At 61.3% G+C, this 17,277-nt stretch carries 14 protein-coding genes and 2 tRNA genes; 11 read left to right on the top strand and 5 right to left on the bottom strand.

Going from position 1 to position 17,277, the window contains the following annotated elements; all coding sequences use genetic code 11:
- Positions 1-125: 125 nt before the first annotated feature.
- The 4 genes from GA0061098_RS23790 (at position 126) to GA0061098_RS23775 (ending at position 6,644) form a co-directional block, all read left to right on the top strand.
- Positions 126-4,949: an NAD-glutamate dehydrogenase gene (locus tag GA0061098_RS23790; RefSeq protein ID WP_091962026.1), complete on the top strand. Its 4,824-nt coding sequence runs from the start codon at positions 126-128 to the stop codon at positions 4,947-4,949.
- Positions 4,950-5,005: 56 nt separating this feature from the next.
- A complete protein-coding gene (locus tag GA0061098_RS23785) occupies positions 5,006-5,326 on the top strand; it encodes a hypothetical protein (protein WP_091962022.1) in 321 nt (106 codons plus the stop codon).
- 430 nt (positions 5,327-5,756) lie between these two features.
- Positions 5,757-6,143: a DUF2867 domain-containing protein gene (locus GA0061098_RS23780; protein ID WP_091962019.1), complete on the top strand. Its 387-nt coding sequence runs from the start codon at positions 5,757-5,759 to the stop codon at positions 6,141-6,143.
- An 18-nt stretch (positions 6,144-6,161) separates the two neighbouring features.
- A complete protein-coding gene (locus tag GA0061098_RS23775) occupies positions 6,162-6,644 on the top strand; it encodes a DUF2867 domain-containing protein (RefSeq protein ID WP_091962016.1) in 483 nt (160 codons plus the stop codon).
- Between the two features lie 73 nt (positions 6,645-6,717).
- On the opposite strand, the gene GA0061098_RS45140 is transcribed toward GA0061098_RS23775, so the two are convergent.
- Positions 6,718-6,788, bottom strand: a tRNA-Ser gene (locus GA0061098_RS45140).
- A 141-nt stretch (positions 6,789-6,929) separates the two neighbouring features.
- On the opposite strand from GA0061098_RS45140, the gene GA0061098_RS23770 reads away from it, so the two are divergent.
- From GA0061098_RS23770 to GA0061098_RS23740, 7 genes are all read left to right on the top strand, one after another.
- Complete coding sequence (locus GA0061098_RS23770) at positions 6,930-8,195, top strand: tyrosine-type recombinase/integrase (RefSeq protein WP_091962013.1); 1,266 nt, start codon at positions 6,930-6,932, stop codon at positions 8,193-8,195.
- 674 nt (positions 8,196-8,869) lie between these two features.
- Positions 8,870-9,154: a hypothetical protein gene (locus GA0061098_RS23765; RefSeq protein WP_091962010.1), complete on the top strand. Its 285-nt coding sequence runs from the start codon at positions 8,870-8,872 to the stop codon at positions 9,152-9,154.
- Positions 9,154-9,525, top strand: coding sequence for a hypothetical protein (locus tag GA0061098_RS23760; protein ID WP_091962008.1), 372 nt, complete (start codon positions 9,154-9,156; stop codon positions 9,523-9,525). Before GA0061098_RS23765 ends, GA0061098_RS23760 begins: the two co-directional genes overlap by 1 nt.
- On the top strand, positions 9,526-12,054 hold the full coding sequence (locus GA0061098_RS23755; RefSeq protein WP_091962005.1) for a virulence-associated E family protein: 2,529 nt from the start codon (positions 9,526-9,528) through the stop codon (positions 12,052-12,054).
- Positions 12,055-12,795: 741 nt separating this feature from the next.
- On the top strand, positions 12,796-13,890 hold the full coding sequence (locus GA0061098_RS23750) for a phage major capsid protein (RefSeq protein ID WP_091962002.1): 1,095 nt from the start codon (positions 12,796-12,798) through the stop codon (positions 13,888-13,890).
- A 5-nt stretch (positions 13,891-13,895) separates the two neighbouring features.
- Positions 13,896-14,225 (top strand): hypothetical protein, encoded by a 330-nt coding sequence (locus GA0061098_RS23745; protein ID WP_245323509.1) that lies wholly within the window; start codon positions 13,896-13,898, stop codon positions 14,223-14,225.
- Positions 14,222-14,485 (top strand): hypothetical protein, encoded by a 264-nt coding sequence (locus GA0061098_RS23740; protein WP_091961999.1) that lies wholly within the window; start codon positions 14,222-14,224, stop codon positions 14,483-14,485. Before GA0061098_RS23745 ends, GA0061098_RS23740 begins: the two co-directional genes overlap by 4 nt.
- Here GA0061098_RS23740 and GA0061098_RS23735 read toward each other — a convergent pair.
- The 4 genes from GA0061098_RS23735 to GA0061098_RS23715 form a co-directional block, all read right to left on the bottom strand.
- The gene (locus tag GA0061098_RS23735) at positions 14,482-16,176 is read right to left on the bottom strand and encodes an ATP-dependent nuclease (protein WP_129590916.1); all 1,695 of its coding nucleotides are present in this window, start codon (positions 16,174-16,176) and stop codon (positions 14,482-14,484) included. The genes GA0061098_RS23740 and GA0061098_RS23735 overlap by 4 nt on opposite strands.
- A 215-nt stretch (positions 16,177-16,391) precedes the next feature.
- Entirely contained in the window at positions 16,392-16,667 is a 276-nt protein-coding gene (locus tag GA0061098_RS23725) for a hypothetical protein (RefSeq protein WP_091961988.1), read from the bottom strand.
- 39 nt (positions 16,668-16,706) lie between these two features.
- Positions 16,707-16,931 (bottom strand): hypothetical protein, encoded by a 225-nt coding sequence (locus tag GA0061098_RS23720; protein WP_091961985.1) that lies wholly within the window; start codon positions 16,929-16,931, stop codon positions 16,707-16,709.
- A gap of 224 nt (positions 16,932-17,155) precedes the next feature.
- Positions 17,156-17,232 (bottom strand) — tRNA-Arg (locus tag GA0061098_RS23715).
- Between the last annotated feature and the right edge of the window lie 45 nt (positions 17,233-17,277).

Below are 17,277 nucleotides of genomic sequence, written 5' to 3'. Positions count from 1 at the left end.
ATATCGTCGAAGCCGCAAGACCGTAGATTCCGCCGAGGCGATTGAAACGCGGTCAAGAAGATGCGCTCGAAGAGGCGCACTCCAAGAACAATGCCCGACCGTAATTGCGGCTCGTCGGCCGGGAGATGGAGGACGCTATGGCATGGCGTGACGACAAGGCCCGGGCAACTCTGATCCACGAGGCAGCAGGAAGCGTGCAACCGGGCAAGGCCCCCCGAAGCTTTGCCGAGCTTCTGTTCGCCTTCACCAATGTCGAGGATCTCGCCAGTCACGATGCCTCCTCGCTTGCCTTCCTGGCGGAGCAAGCCTGGGAGCATGTGCAGCGGCGCACGGCGGGGCGTGCCGATATCCGCGTCGTCAATCCGATGATGCCGGACGGGCGCGAGATCTCCGTGCTCGAAATCCTCAACGACAACATGCCCTTCCTGTTCGATTCCACCATGGCGGAGCTCACCGAGCAGGGCATCGAAGTCGCCCTCGTCGCTCACCCCATCGTCGCGGTGGAGCGCGATGACCAGGGCAAGCTCTTGCGATTCTATGGCGAGGCACTGCCGGAAGGGGCAAAGGGCGCGCGAGAGAGTCTGATTCACCTCCACATCACCCGCCTGGACGCCGACGCGGACCGCGAGAGGCTGATTGACGGCCTCACCAGGACGTTGAGCGACGTGCGCGCCTGCGTCGCGGACTGGCGCGCCATGCGCGACCGCGTCGAGGACGCGGTCAAGACGTTCGCGTCCAATCCGCCGCCGCTTCCGATCGACGAGGTCGCCGAGGCCAACCAGTTCCTGCAATGGCTGTGCGCGGACAATTTCACATTTCTCGGCGTGCGCGAATATCGCTTCTCGCCCGGCCGCGATGCGTCGGACGACATCACGACCGCCGAGGGCCTCGGTATCCTCCGCGATCCCGATGTGAAGGTCCTGCGCCGCGGCAGCGAAATGGTGGTGATGACGCCGGAGATTCGTGAGTTCATGCACGAGCCGACCCTGCTCATCGTCATCAAGGCCAATGTGAGCAGCCGCGTTCATCGTCGCATCCGGATGGATTATGTCGGCATCAAACTCTATACGCCCGACGGCCGGCTCGAGGGTGAATTGCGAGTCGTCGGCCTGTTCACCTCGGGTGCCTATACGCGCTCGGCACGACAGATCCCCTATGTTCGCCACAAGGTATCGCGGGTGCTCCAGCGCGCCGGCTTCGACCCGAACAGCCATTCCGGCAAGGCTCTCCAGCATATTCTCGAGGAATATCCGCGCGACGAGCTTTTCCAGATCGACGTCGATACCCTCTTCGATTTCGTCATGGAGGTCCTGATCCTCTATGAGCGCCCCCGCGTCCGGGCGCTGGCGCGGGTCGACAAGTTCGATCGCTTCGTTTCCATCCTCGTTTTCATTCCGCGCGACAAATACGACACCGACGTGCGCATGCGCGTCGGCGCCTTCCTCTCGCAGAGCTACAAGGGGACACTGTCGGCCTCCTACGTGTCCTTCCCCGAAGGAGCATTGGCGCGCGTCCACTACATCGTCGGACGCTATGAAGGTAAGACCCCCGCCGTCGAGCGCGCCACGCTGGAAGCCGGGATCAGCGCCATTGCCGCGACCTGGGCCGACAAGCTGAAGGCGGCGCTGGCTGCGTCGACCGACGGCATGCGGGCGCGCATGCTCGCAAATCGCTATGCCCAGGCCTTCAGCGGCGGCTATACCGAGGCTTCCACGGCAGAACAGGCGATCGCCGATATCGCCACCATCGAGAAGCTCACACCGGCCCGCCCGGTGACGATTTCGGTTCATCGCTTCGAGGAGGATGATCCCAGGCGCTTCGGCCTCAGGGTGTTTTCGGATGCCGCGCCGCTGTCGCTGTCCTACCGCGTGCCGGTGATCGAAAATCACGGCCTGCGCGTGGTCAACGAACGCACCTATCAGATCGTGCCCGGCAACAGGCCCGAGCCGGTCTGGCTGCACGACATGACGATCGAGACCAGCGACGGCCAGCCGATCGAGATCAGCCCGGACTTCAGCCATCGCCTGGAGGCCTCGATCATGGCGGTGGTCACCGATCGCGCCGAATCCGACGGGTACAATGCCTTGATCCTGCGCACGGCCCTGGGCTGGCGGGAAATCTCGACCATCCGGGCGCTGTCGCGCTATTTGCACCAGATCCGCGCACCGTTCACCCAGGACTATATGTGGGAGACCTTGCGCAAGAACGCCGCGATCACGGCAAACCTCGTCGCGCTGTTCCAGGCCCGCCGCGATCCGCGCCTCGTCCTGACCGATCGCGAGCGTTCGGCGCGCGAGATAACTCTCCTTGCCGAGATCGAGGAGCAGCTCAAATCCGTCGCCTCGCTCGATGAAGACCGCATCCTGCGCCGTTTCACCAATCTGGTGCAGTCGACCATCCGCACCAATTTGTGGCAGCTCGGCCCGGACGGACATCCGCGCCCGGTGATCTCCTTCAAGTTCGACGCGCGCAAGATCGAGGATCTGCCCCCTCCCCGACCGCTCTACGAGATTTTCGTCTATTCACCGCGTGTCGAAGGCATTCACCTGCGCTTCGGCAAGGTTGCGCGCGGTGGCTTGCGCTGGTCCGATCGGCCGCAGGATTTCCGCACCGAGATCCTCGGCCTCGTGAAAGCGCAGCAAGTCAAGAACGCCGTGATCGTGCCGGTCGGCGCCAAGGGCGGCTTCGTGCCCAAGCGCCTGCCGCCGCCCTCCGACCGCGAGGCGTGGCTCGCGGAAGGCACCGAAGCCTATCGCATCTTCGTGCGCTCGCTGCTCGAACTCACCGACAATCTCGACGGCGACATCGTGGTGCCGCCCGACTTGACCGTGCGGCATGACGGCGACGATCCCTATCTGGTCGTCGCCGCCGACAAGGGCACCGCCACCTTCTCCGACATCGCCAACGCGATCTCGGCCGAGAAGAACCATTGGCTCGGCGATGCCTTCGCCTCCGGCGGCAGCCAGGGCTACGACCACAAGAAGATGGGGATCACGGCGCGCGGCGCCTGGGAGGCGGTCAAGCGCCACTTCCGCGAGCTCGGCACCGACATTCAGGCCATGCCTTTCACCGTGGTCGGCGTCGGCGACATGTCCGGCGACGTCTTCGGCAACGGCATGCTGCTCTCGCCGGCGACGAAGCTCGTTGCGGCGTTCGATCACCGCGACATCTTCATCGATCCCTCCCCTGACCCGGCGACCAGCTTCACTGAGCGCAAGCGCCTGTTCGACCTGCCGCGATCGAGCTGGCAGGACTACAACAAATCGCTGATCTCGCAGGGCGGCGGCGTGTTCTCGCGCTCGCTCAAGGCGATCCCGCTCGCGCCGGAAGTGCGCACCCTGCTCGATCTCGACAAGCCGCAGGCAACGCCCTTCGAGGTGATGACGGCGATCCTGAAGGCGCGCGCGGACCTGTTGTGGTTCGGCGGCATCGGCACCTATGTCCGGTCGTCGGCGGAGAGCGACGATCAGGCCGGCGACCGCGCCAACGATCCGATCCGCATCAGCGGGACCGACGTTCGCGCCAGGGTGATCGGCGAAGGCGCCAATCTCGGCGTAACCCAGCGCGGGCGCATCGAAGCGGCGCAGAAGGGCGTCAAGCTCAACACCGACGCGATCGACAATTCGGCCGGCGTGAATACGTCCGACGTCGAGGTCAACATCAAGATCGCATTGGCGCGCCCCGAGCGCGAGGGACGCCTCAGCCCGGCTGACCGCAACACCCTGCTTGCCGCGATGACCGGCGAAGTCGGTGCGCTGGTCCTGCGCAACAACTATCTGCAGACGCTGGCGCTCTCGCTCGCCGAACGCAAGGGCATGGCCGAGACCGGCTTCCTCACGCGCCTGATGCAGTCGCTCGAGCAACGCAGCCTGCTCAGCCGCGCCGTCGAATTCCTGCCTGACGACGCCGCGATCGCCGAACGGACCAGGCGCGGGCAGTCCCTGACACGGCCCGAGCTTGCCGTGCTGCTCGCCTACGCCAAGCTGACGCTCTACAGTGACCTGCTCGAAACCGGCGTGCCTGATGATCCTTATCTCGCCCGCAGACTGTCCCTGTATTTTCCGCGCGAGGTTCTCGACAAATTCCCGGCCGCGGTCGAGCTCCATCGACTCCGACGCGAGATCATCGCGACCAGTCTCGTCAATGCCGTGATCAACCGCGGGGGCCCGGCCTGCATCGTACGCCTGACCGACGAGACCGACGCCGATATCTCGACCATCGTCATGGCCCAGGTGGCGGTGGACTCGATCTACGAGCTCAGGCGGCTCAATGACGCGATCGACGCGCTCGACACCGGCATCGACGGACAGTTGCAGCTCAGCCTCTACGCGGCGATCCAGGATCTCCTGCTCTCCCGCATGGTCTGGTATGTGCGCAATGTCGACTTCAGGGATGGTCTCAGCGCAGTGATCGCCCGGTTTGGCCCTGCCGTCCGCGAGGTCGCAGCCTCGCTCGACGACGCCCTGCCACCGGACTTGCAGGCCGCACGCAGCAAGCGCCGGCAGGACCTGACCGGTGCCGGCGTGCCGACCGGACTCGCCGGCGAGCTGGCCGACCTCGACGCCCTGGTCTCGGCGCCTGATATCGTGACCGTCGCCGAGCGCACCAGCCGCAGCATCGGCGATGCCACCGCGACATTCTTTGCCGCCGAGGCCAGTTTCCGTCTCGACCGCATCACCGCCGCCGCGCGCAGCGTGCTGGCCAGCGATCATTTCGAGCGCCTGGCCATCGACCGCGCCGTCGAGCTGATCGCGGCAGCCGAAAGACGCCTGGCTGCAGACATGCTGACCATCGGCCAATCCGGTCAGCAGGCGGCGGAGACCTGGCTTGCAGCTCATCCCGAGGCGACGCGCATCCGCCGTGCGGTCGAAGAGATTGCTGCTGGCGGCCTGACGCTCGCCAAGCTGATGGTGGCGGCGAATCTGCTGGGGGACCTGGTCAAAGCCTGAGGGCGTGCGAGGCAGCGACGCGAGACGTGCAATGCTAGCGCAGAACGGAGAAGCCAATGATCCACGCCACTTGCCATACCGCCGACAATGTCCGCTGCATCGAGTTCGATGCCACACCGTGGTTCAGCGAGGCTGACGCTCCGAGCATTATCGATTTGGCCCGACGCGGATGGACCAGCTTGGCGATCGCAGAATCCCTCGAGCACCGACGAGGCTACGAAGGCTTGCACGATCTCGTTGAATACGCTGTGAAGCGACTGCAGTTGGAATCGCTGGAGGATCCGACCTGGGAAACCTTCGAATGTGTCGTCGATGGACCCGAGGCCGTCGCCTGGCTCGAGAAAAACCGGCCCAACGTTGTGGCAAGGATCCCGTAAGCCACGGCGAGCGCAGCAAGGGCCACAATTGATTGGCGGCATACGAAGCCGAAATGGCACGCCACGGCCGATGGAAGATGGGCACTATTGCTTCGCCGTGGCACTATGATGCCGCACCGGCCATGCGCCAAGATCTGCGAGTCCGCGACGCCCTGCGATTTTCCGCTATACATCATGGCGCATGTGGTCTGACCGGATCAGTGCATGGGAGCGATGCCTTTGATGGAAAACATCCTGCGGACAGGCGAGGGTCGAGTCCCGACAGGGACGAGGGGCCGGGTGCCCGGAGGGCAGTTATGAATGTCGTCGAATGCGACGTGCCCCGCCACGGCGTATTGGGCAACGACTTGATCGAACGTGCTGATTTTCGTGACGCTTACCGCGTACCGCTGAGCCGCTCGGACCTTAGTGTCGTTGAAATCTTTTTCGCATTTTTCGCGGAGCGGCCCGGCTGGATGAATCTGATGCTGATGCGCGCAACAGGGCCGCAGCTTTGGCCGGTCTGGAGGTGCCGACCACGTCGGAGATCATGAAGGTGGAAAGGAGAGCCCACTACTCTGTCGGCGAAAAGATCGGACCATGGCCCATCTTTTTTCTGGGCCCGGACGAGCTCGTTGCCGGCCGGGACAACAAGCATATGGATTTCAGGCTCTCGGTCATGAAGGTACACGACGGCACCAGGCCAAGCGCCGTGGTGTCTACTCTTTGCATGGCTCACAACAAGTTCGGGCAATGCTACTTGTCCTGCATTACTCCTTTTCACGGATTTGGCTTGCAGAAGCTGCTCGCCAACGCGCTTGCCGCGCAGCGTCTATGAGGCGCGGTTTGCCCCTCAATGGGCTCCGCGCTATTGTGGCTTGGTTGCTTAAAGCAACCTGCTGCAACAGCGATTTCAGGTTGTTGCCCTTCATCCGGAGGCGGTCATAGAGCATGCCGAAGTTCGATCAGGGCGGCTCCTGCGATAGCAGGCCGACGCGCGCTGACGCGGGTGCGCGATGTGATGATGGCGACGGTCGGCGTCAAATCGTCTCGCGCGGTCGGTGCTGCCGCGGCGGCGCGGGGGCCGGTGATCGGCTTCTTTCCGCTGCTGTCGCAGAGTGCGGGCGAGTTGGTGGTCGGCGAGGACGACCGGCATCTCGACTTCCGAGTCGCGATCCTGCTGCGCACGGGCGCGGCGGGCGGCCGGGATCTCGTCGTGGTGACGGTCGTGCATTGCCATAACCGGCTTGGGCGGACGTACCTGGCGGCGATCGCGCCGTTCCACCGCGTGATCGCGCGGGCGAGTTTGGAACAGGCGGCAAGGGCGGTGGAGGGTTAGATCGACGCGCACGCCGGCCACCGCTGAAAGCGCAAGTACCGCAGGTTTTGGAGTGCCCAGTTTTGTAACGAAATGGCGCACCCGACACGATTCGAACGTGTGACCTTTGCCTTCGGAGGGCAGGTCTCTTGGGTTTTCCGGTGCTTCCTGTAGGTCTATAATCATTGATTTTGTACGGCAAATGGGGCTAAAACAGCCAGCTTCGGAAGGCAACGCTCTTCCGGGGAATTCCCCGGAATGCCGTTCTGATGCTTCCGGTGTGCTTCCGGTAGGAGGTTTTGCCCAGTGCCAAAACTTACCAAACGGTTCGTTGACTCGCTTGAGGCGAAGGATACCGATTATTTCGCCTGGGACGAGGAGCTTCCCGGCTTCGGTGTGCGCACCTGGATTTCCGGCCGCAAGACTTACGTTGCACAGTATCGAAAGGCCGGTCGATCGCGACGGGTGAAGATCGGCGCTCATGGTGCGCTCACGGTCGAAGAGGCGCGCAAGGAAGCACGGGTCATCCTTGGTGACGTTGCTCGCGGCGAGGACCCCGCAGAAGATCGGGCCACTCGTCGGAAATCGATCACCGTCAGGGAGCTGTGCGACAACTACATTGCTGCGGCGGAAGCTGGTCTGATTATGGGCAAGCGCAATCTGCCTAAAAAGCCTTCGACGCTCGCCAGTGATCGCGGACGGATCGAACAGCACATCAAGCCCCTTCTCGGCTACAAGCTGGTTCGCGACCTCACCCTCGCGGACGTGAATCGGTTCATCAAGGATGTGACGGTCGGCAAAACGGCGCGCATCGCAAAGTCGGACAAGAAACGCGGCAAGTCGGTGGTCGAGGGCGGCGCTGGCACTGCTGCGCGCACTGCCGGGCTTCTCGGCGGCATTCTAACGTTTGCGGTTCACGAGGGAATTCGACCGGACAACCCGGCGAGGGGTGCCAAGCGGCAAGCTGACGGGTCGCGCAACCGCCGCCTTACACCGCAGGAATACAGGCTGGTCGGCAAGGCGCTAAAGGCCGCGCGTGACGATGCCGATGTTGTTCAGGGGCTACACGGCATCTGGCTGCTTGCGCCCACCGGGTGTCGCCTCGGCGAGGTAGAGGCGCTGAAATGGACCGAGACAGACGCACAGGCCGGCTGCTTCCGTCTCGCGGACAGCAAGGAAGGCGCGTCGGTGCGGCCGATCGGCAAGGCGGTGTTCGACATGCTCGCGAAGATCGAGCGCCGCAAGGATTGCCCCTATGTCCTGCCGGCAGCTCGCAGCGCCGGTCGCTATGGTGGCATGGCGCGGGCGATGGACCGCATCATGACACGCGCCGGCCTTGACGACGTGTCCGCTCACACCTTCAGGCATTCCTATGCCTCGGTGGCTGGCGATCTCGGTTATAGCGATTCAACAATTGAGACCCTGCTTGGCCACACCGCCGGCAACGTGACCAGCAAATACATCCATCGACTGGACTCCGTGCTGATCGCAGCGGCCGACAACGTTGCGCGCACGATACACGGCTTCATGACACGTGAGTCGCTGAGCACTAAAGCGGCCGGCGCGCGTTGAGTTAAACAACTGGCGGTTTCAGTTCCTGTGGATAACTATCGATCGCGGTGAGCGGTTGGATAGTTATGAACCGGGAATTATCGGGTTTAGCAACGGCGATGTTAATAACTGGCTTCTCAAATCGTCGCCATCGAGTATCACCCTAGTGTTCGGTTTGAGTGTGTAAGCGCACAAACGAGTCGCTAGAAACGATTACGGCCCCGAGGTTGGCGCCAAGGGGCCGTTACATCGCAACTAGCGCAAGGCGGTTCCTTTGAAGGGGCATCGCCGTCCTCGCAGTGTCAGAATTGCTACGTGTTCAGATTGTAGTCAACTGGGGGTAGGTGGAATTCCCCGGAATTTCCCCGGTTCTGATCTGTAGACGGCCAGCCTGTGCACTAGTGCGCCGATTTCCCGGCCCAAAAGGGGTCTAACAGGATCGGTGACGATGAAATCATTAGCATCTGGAATCAGTACCACCAAGGCGGCGGCCCGCCTGGGAGTGACGGCCGCAGACGGTGCGGCGCGGTGCGAGACGGGCTTCGGCTTCCGCCTCGGAGGCCGCTGGCGCATCTCCGAAAACCGCATTGCCGAGATCGAACGCGCGCTGAGTAACGCCGGAACGGGAATGCCGCCGTTCCGCGCGCCTCAGCCGTTTTAAACCCTCCGCGCGCCGCACGATCACAGGAAGTCAGATGACCGAGTTCGTGGAACCCGCTTCGGCGGGAACGGGAGACGTGTGCCTGCCCGAGAGGTTGAATAGGCCGCGTCTTCGACGCTCTCTTGCCGCTGAATATTTGGAGCTGCGCTGGGGAATCACCGTCGCGGTGCAGACCCTTGCGAAATGGGCTTGCACGGGCGGCGGTCCCGAATATCAGCGCCTCAATCGCACGCCGCTGTATTCGCCAGCGGCGCTAGATGCATGGGCCATCAAGAAGCTCGGCAAGCCTGTCATGAACACCTCGCAGGAGGAGTCGTGATGACCCGCAACCAGCGCCGGCAATTGCAAAAGCTCGCCGAGCGCGTCGATCGGGTGGTGGAATCCGACCACCGCTTCTTCGAGCGCTTCCCTGACCGGCAATACCGCGTGCGGCTCGCCAGTCAGGCCGAGATTGAAACAAACGCAATCATCGAGGGCGATAAGATCACCGTCGCGCCCGACCGGCAGATTTACGTCGCGGTGAAGAGCGTCGCGCCGAGGACGAACCTGCGGCTGATCATTGTCGGCCCGCGTGATGCCGATACGGACATCCCGGAGGACTTGGCGCAGGCGCTGTACGAACGCGTCAATTGCGACAAGGCGCGCGAGATCGAGGCGCAGGTGCGCCTGATGGCAAGCGGGGTGCGCTGAATGAATGCGCACGATCCGAACCCGCCGAACGGTGAGCCGGTGGCCGCCGACATCGCGGTTGATTTCCTCAGTTTGCTGCGGCCGGGTGGTCCGTGGCAGTTGTCCGCGATCAATCCGAACGTCGACAACGACATCAAGACCATTACCGCGACCACGCCCGATCAAGCGCGCGGGTTCATCGATCGCTACAACGGCAACCACAATCTCTACTACGCACCCAATCCGGTCCGGGTCAAAGACAAGAAGGCATCGAAGACCGAGGTCAGCGCGATCGAATTTCTGCCTGGCGATCTCGACCCGAACGAAGGTGAAGCGCCCGAGGCCGCGAAGGCTCGCTTTCTCGCGGCACTGAAGTCGTTTGAGCCCGCGCCGATGTTTGTGGTCGATAGCGGCAATGGCGTGCAGGTGCTGTGGCACCTCGACCAGCCGATCCCGCTGCCCGATCCGGTGATGGTCACCGACACCGATGGCAAGACGAAGCCGGCTCTCTCTCCGGAAGCGCAAACCATCGTTGACGCTGTCGAAGCCCGCTCCAAGGCGGCCATGGAGAAATTGAATAGTGTCGCCGGGACCCAGAATATCGACCGCATCCTGCGCTTGCCTGGCACCAAGAACCTGCCGACCAAGGCGAAGATCAAGAAGGGTCGCAAGGCGTGTCAGTCGAGCCTGCTCGCGCATAACGAGCATGCGGTGTGCAGCTTGGAAGACTTCGCGGCCGATGCCGGCAGCGCCAATGCCGACGACAGCACCAACAGCAGCGCCAGTAACGGCACCAGCCGCGGTGCCGGTACTGGCACCACCGGCGACTCCGATCCGACCAGCAGCGCGAGCGATACCAGCATCGATTGGGCTGCTGTCGAGACGCACCGTGGCTGGTTGAAGGGCGCCGCCGATCTGCCCGCCGACTTCAACATACGAGGCAGGGTGATCGTCGGGCACTCCGGCAATCTGGCTGACCTGAACTTTGATCTGCAACGGGCCGGTGCGGCGCCGGTGAGGCCGTATCGGAGTTGGAGCGATGTGTCCTTCGCGCTCGCGGCGGTCTTCAAGAATTATGGTCGTTATAGCAACGAGCAGATCGCAGCCGCCTTGCTGGCCGACCTAGAATGCAACCAGCACATCGCCAACCGGGCGGACAAGCGTCGTGCCGTCGAGCGCGCGGTTTTGCGCTCGCATGAGCCCTCGCCGGGCAAACCGTCCAAAGCGGGCGCGCCGAACTGGCGCGAGCGCAAGGAGAACGGCTTTCCGCTGCCGAGCATGCACAACGCGCGCTTGGCGATCTCTGCATTGGGGATCGAATGCAAGTACGACACCTTCCACAATAAGATGCTGTTCGGCTTCAAGGACGACAGCGTGCGGCACGCGATCGAGCACATTGTCGGCGAGGTCACCGACCACGGCATCATTGCGCTGCGCAACCTCATGTCGGAAACCTTCGGATTCGATCTCACTGATAAACATACGCGCGATGCCGTAATTTCGATTGCGCTGGAGCGCTGTTTTGATCCCGTGATTGATATGCTCGCCAAGGCCGAGGTGGAATGGGACGGTGTCGCGCGGCTGGACCGTATGGCAGCCGAGTACTTCAATGCCGAGGACACCCCGCTCAACAGGGCCTTCGTGCGCAAGACCATGATCGCCGCCGTCGCACGGGCACGCGCCCCCGGTATCAAGAAGGACGAAATCCTGGTGCTGGAGAGCGAGGAAGGCTTCAACAAGTCCACAGCCTGGCGCGTGCTTGCCGGCGATGAGAACTTCTCCGACGAGAGCATCATCGGCAAGGAGAGCCGTGAGGTGCAGGAGCAACTCGCAGAAGTCTGGGTCCACGAAAGCGCCGATCTCGCAGGGATGAAGAAAACCGAGGTCGAGACCGTCAAGAACTATGCTTCGAAACAGGTTGACCGCGCACGACCTGCATACGGCCACTTCCTCAAGAAGCAGAAGCGGCATTCGATCGAGGTCGGCACCACGAACAGTGATCGTTACCTGCAGTCGCAGACCGGCAATCGCCGGTTTTGGCCGCTCCGAGTTCTCAAGGCTATCGATATCGAGAAGCTGAAGCGGGACCGGCTCCAACTGTGGGGTGAAGCCGCGCACAACCAGAGCAAGGGCGAAAGCCTCGTGCTCGATCCGTCACTGTGGGGTGAAGCCGGCAATGAGCAGGAGCACCGGCGGGTGACCGATCCGTGGGAGGACGTGCTGCGCAACATGCAGGACGTGACGAGATACAGCTACCGGAAGGACGGTGCGTGGCATGAGGGAACACGGAACATTGTTCACTATGCCCGCGATGAGGATCGCCAAGCATCGACCAAGGCGGTGCTCGGCGACGAACAGCGGGTGTCGTCAGAGGAACTGCTGACCTTTGTGCTCAACATCGCGCCCGGCAACCAGCAGACCGGGCATATGATGCGCCTGGCGACCGTGATGAAGCGGCTCGGCTGGAGCCGCCATGACAACGGTTATGTCACCATCAAGGGCAGGCGCGTGAAGGGCTATTACCGGCAACAGCAACCGATTCCATTTTAACATTGCAAAGAGCAACTGAGCGACCTTGAGCGACCCAAGCGACCATTCTCAGAAGTCCGCGGCGGAGCAGCCCAGCCGGCGCGCTGTGCCCGTGGGGCGGTATCTCGCGCTGGGGAGAAGTGTGCCCGATAGGTCGTTCAAGGTCGCTCAGTCGCTCTTTGCCTTCGTTTTAAAGGGTCTGAGTGCGAGCGACCTGCTCTCTACCTTCCGGGTTGAGTCACTCAGTCGCTCGTTGCGACGAAGCCGCGCAGCCCATTCGGGCGTTGGGAGACAATCATCATGACCGACGACGTTGGATCGGCTCGCAAGCGCGCGCAGCGAAAGGAGCAGCGCCGCGCCTCGGGGGGGCATGCCGAAATTCAACGCCTTGGGGCGTCGGACCGCACGGGGCGGTCCGTATGCAATGGGATCAAAATCCTAAGCAGGGGTTAACCAGTGGTGAAGCCAGCATTACCAACAACGGATGGCAGTGCGACCCGCACGAGAACCGCAGCCGAACGCCAGCGCGCGCACCGCAGGCGGCAGGCCGCTGGAAAAGTCGTGCTGCCAGTCGAAGTTGACGAGGTTGCGATCACCGAGGCGTTGATCGGCGTGGGCCTGCTATCGCAGCAAGACGCAGATGACGCGGGCAGGGTTGCGGCGGCGCTGGCTGAAGTAGTTTCAACGTGGTGCCGTAACGCGTAACGTCGCGGCATTTCGTTGTGTGTCACGCTGTGCCATCGCTGTACAGGACACAAACCGATGAATCCCATTGAAACCGCCGGTCGAATTCAGCGCGACGGCATGGCGCTGCAATTTGCGCACTATGCCGCCATGCTCGCGTTAGCGCGCGGTGACCCGATGCAGGCCGCTGCCACCTTCGAGAAGCGTCATCCGAATTCGCGCGCCTTGGAAATGGTTCGGAAGACTGCCGTTCTGCCGGGCACCACCGCCGACTCGGTTTGGGGCGCGCCGCTGTCGCCCTTGGCACCCCTTGGCGAAGCCTTCGTCGAGTATCTGCGACCGATGACCGTCATCGGCCGAATGCAGGGCTTTCGCGCGATGCCGTTCAACGTCCGCGCGCCGCGCGCCACATCCGGTACGGCGGTGGGCTGGATCGGCCAAGGCCGACCGATGATCGTTTCCGAGATGGCATTTGAGTCGATGACGTTCGCAACATCGAAGGTCGGCGGCGTCGTTGTACTGACTAAAGAACTGGCACTCGCTGGCGACCCGGACTCGGCTCAATTGATCCGCCAAGACCTTTCGGCGGCCGTCGCGCAATTTAGTGATCAGTGCTTTCTTGACCCTGCGCTCGCTGAGGTTGATGACGCTTCACCCGCTTCGATCACCTTCGGCGCGCCATTGGTCGCGTCGAGCGGCACCACCGCCGCCGCGTTTCGCGCTGATTTCGCCGCGCTCTGCGCGCTAGTGACGTCGAACATGACCGCGCCTTATCTGGTGATGAAACCGACGACGGCCATCGCCCTGGCGACCTTGGGCGACTCGTCCAATCTTTTGAAAAACATTTCCGCTAACGGCGGCGACGTCGCGGGCATCCCCGTCATTGTGTCGGCGAACACGCCGAGCGATGCCGACAGTCCGGGCGATGATCTGATTATTTTGATCGATGCCGCCGAAGTCTTCATGAACGAAGGCGGCATCGAACTCGATGCGTCCGAGAACACCATCGTTGAAATGTCGTCATTGCCGGACTCTCCCCCGACAGCTTCGACGGTGTTGCGGTCTCTCTGGCAGTCGAATCTGCTAGCGCTTTTGGTGAAGCGCAACATTCGTTGGCAGCCCCGGCGTTCCGGTGCCGTCGCCTATCTGACGGGCGTGAATTACAGCAGCTAAGGCAAATGGAAAAACCAGCCTATCTATCACCGGAACAACTCGCAAAGGCGGTGCGCGTTGGCGATCTGCCGGCGCTGATGGCAGCGCTCGCGCCAACCATCGCCGAATTCGTGGTGAAAGCGACAGAGCCGCTCAAGGCGCGCATTGCCGAATTGGAATCGACGCAGCTCAAGTATTGCGGCGTCTGGGATCGCTCCAAAACCTTTCCCGCCAACGCGATTGTGACCGATCAGGGCTCGGCATGGATTTCCAAGACCGAGACTCGCGGCATTCGTCCGGGGGATGGCAACGCCTTTTGGCAGCTCGCCATAAAAAAGGGAAAGGATGCGCGATGACCGCGACATTGAAGTCTCGAACGCTTGGCGAAGCCCGCGACATCATCAATCGAAAAGTTGAGGCGTTGCGTGGCGAATTGACCAACGTCGACTTCGTTCTCTGCGAAGACTTCAAGACCGTGATGGTTTATGCGGACGTCGACAGCGAGCCTGATGCCGTCTCGGTCTATTTCGACTTGGCGCAAGCTGAGGCGTTCGATCCCGAGCGGCACGCTGCGGATTTCTTTTCCTCGCCGGCAAGCCGTCGCGCGACTGTTTAGTCGGTACCTTTGCGACCCGGTTCCTTTACCCATTTGACCACGTTGCGCATGAAGTCCCAAACATCTCCCGCTGCGGGTTTGACGTACTCAGGATCGTTCGGATCGCCACCTAGCCGCTCAAGCATTTCTACAGCCCATGCCGCCTTCTTTGATTTGATACCGAGGTCCGAAAGCCACGATTCTACCTCTCCATTCCGGACGGCAGAGATGCCGTACTGCTGGAGTTGGTCAAACAGTTCGTTCGCAGCCGCTTGATCCCCCGAGCCCAATTGCGTGATGCCGCCATGCTCCATGTCGAGCTTCTGGTCAACGAACAGTTTATGCAGAGTAGCGCGCTGATGGCCCAACCCAACATGCAATGCCGTAGGGACATGGGCGGCCTTGAGCCATGGTATCCAATCTCCGCCGCCGTCCTTTAGAATATCAACATCTACAATGGCGGCTGCCGGAATGCCGAATGCGCGGAGGGGGCCGATGATGTCGCGGATGGTCTGCTTGTTTTGCGCATTCACGAACAGTATTGAGGGGTAACCTTTTTCCTGTTCGGCTAGGCGGTAATAGATTTCTGCGTAAAACGCCCGATCATTGTCGGACTCGGTTACGACGACTCCGTCATGAAAGAGGGCAGAGATAACATTGGCACTTCGGAGGAGGGGTGCCTTGAACAGCTTCGTGAGGACGGCCGAGTCGACGATCTTTCCCTTTGATTTGTTATTCGAATATTCCAATCGCACGACCCGAACGTGCGGTGAAGCCTGCAAGCAGCCCATGAGGAAATCGGGGCTGTGTGTCGATGCCATCAAGGTTCCGCCCGCCTTGAGGTTGCTCGTGAGCTGATGACCTAGTTTACGTGCGAGCGGGGGATGCAGGAAGGCTTCGGGCTCGTCGATGAGTATAGCGCGGTAGTCACCTGAGAGCACGGCACACACTATGCCTACAAACGCCTGAACCCCGTCGCTCGCGTCTTTTATGTGCAGGGCCTTTCCATGAAACTCCCGCGCCGCATCGTTCCAGTTCTGTTCGTTATCGTCGGGCTCGACGGAAGACAGGCGGATTCGGAGGCTTTCGGCCGATAGCTGTTCAACAGTGAAATAAACGTTGAATGCATCAAAGACGATTTCACGCACTTTCTTTCGAGCATCGCCGTCTTGAAAAAGGTGCATGAGGATGTTTTGCGCTAGGCCGAGAAGGTCGCCGCGCGGTCGATCATTCGTGAGATCGAATCGGGTTCGCCCATCCAACCTAATGAGGAAAAAGCGTAGAAACTGCGAAGCAATCCATCGCATTTCCCTACGTGCAGCCATGTATTCCCGAAGTGGCCGATGAGGGATAGAATGTCCGCCGAATCTTCCGTCTGGGTTAAATCGACCGACATAGACGTTGTCGGGCGAAGTATTCGAGGGGGCTTTTTCGGTAAGTTTCGTAATGTCGCTTTTGAGCTGCTCTTCGCCGATCCAAACAATCTCGAAATCGCTTACTATCTTTTTTGCGATGTTTGCGTGGGACGCGATATCCTGCTCGATTTCGCGGAGTACCAGGCTTTTGCCGGAATTGTTCGGGCCGACAAAAATCGTTACACCTTGAGCCGGGATACGAAGCGGCTCGGCAAGTTCTGTGAATTTTAGGGAGACGGATTCGAGCACTGGATTCTCTCTTAATGCTTTTTCGTTGCTGGTGAGCGCCGCGACCACGAGACTCTGACGCTAATTTTAATCAGGGTTGGGGGCTACTCTTGAACGGCGGCATGCGGCTTGTCTGGCTTGCCCAAGGTGTTTACGGTCCAACCGCTTCACAGGCGAGGCTGGGGAAGCGCGCTCCTGCCGAGAGCTAGGTGGCCGGGTGCAGGTATCGATGTGGCTGCAAATCGGTCATTTGATCATCGGCGGGTAGGTCGTGTCATAGTCACCTAACGCGTCGGGAGCGTCGGCAGCTTAAATCCTGATGGTTTTCTGAATACGGACTGATGATTTATTTCCAGCCAGTGTTTTGCAGCGATCGCTGCAAGGTCGATCATCTCCGCTCGCTTGTCATGCTCGCCGTTCTTTAGGTACTCATCGGCGCATTCGGTGAAGTGATCGCCAATGTATTTTAGAAAATCCAGAAGCTCGGCCGTATCGATTCCGCTTAGCTGCAGCGTGACCGTCCGCTCATCGCCGTGGCTGAGTCTTTGGAATGGCTTCATTGGTTTCCCCCTCCGGCACAGCGTCGCCGTTGCCGCATGCTATCGGCTTTGAACTTCCGTCAAGACCTTCTCCATCGCGTCGATGACAGTCCGAATTTGCGTCTGCGCCACCACGATCCAGACGTCATCGTCCTCATCCCATGCTCGGCGACGTCTGATCACAAGGTCACCATCAGGGTTACTGTACACGGCGATGGCATCCTGCTGGCGCACGACGACGGCCTCAATGTCTCGCCAACTAAAATCTGCGCTGTCATCATTCATGATGGGGTCCTGCGAATCGGGAGCGCTCACGGTGGCACAATGCAGGGTAGCAATACGAGGGTTGGGATGTTTGTCCCGGTTATTCACAGGGGGCAGGGCAACCAACCCCATGCTGGCGCTGCTGCTGAAGAACGCTGACGAGACAGGCAGGTTGTGAGGCTTCCGGTGTGCTTCCGGTAAGGTTGTTCGGAACGCGAAAGCTTAAGAAAAAGCCCTTGTTTCACTGGCGCACCCGACACGATTCGAACGTGTGACCTTTGCCTTCGGAGGGCAACGCTCTATCCAGCTGAGCTACGGGTGCAGTGCTCGCTCATTTAGCCGATTGGCGCGGGGCGGGCAACCGGTT

Source organism: Bradyrhizobium shewense, from assembly GCF_900094605.1.
In the GTDB taxonomy this organism is placed as follows: domain Bacteria; phylum Pseudomonadota; class Alphaproteobacteria; order Rhizobiales; family Xanthobacteraceae; genus Bradyrhizobium; species Bradyrhizobium shewense.
Note: the sequence above shows the minus strand (reverse complement) of the source record. Positions and strands in the feature narration are given on the sequence as shown.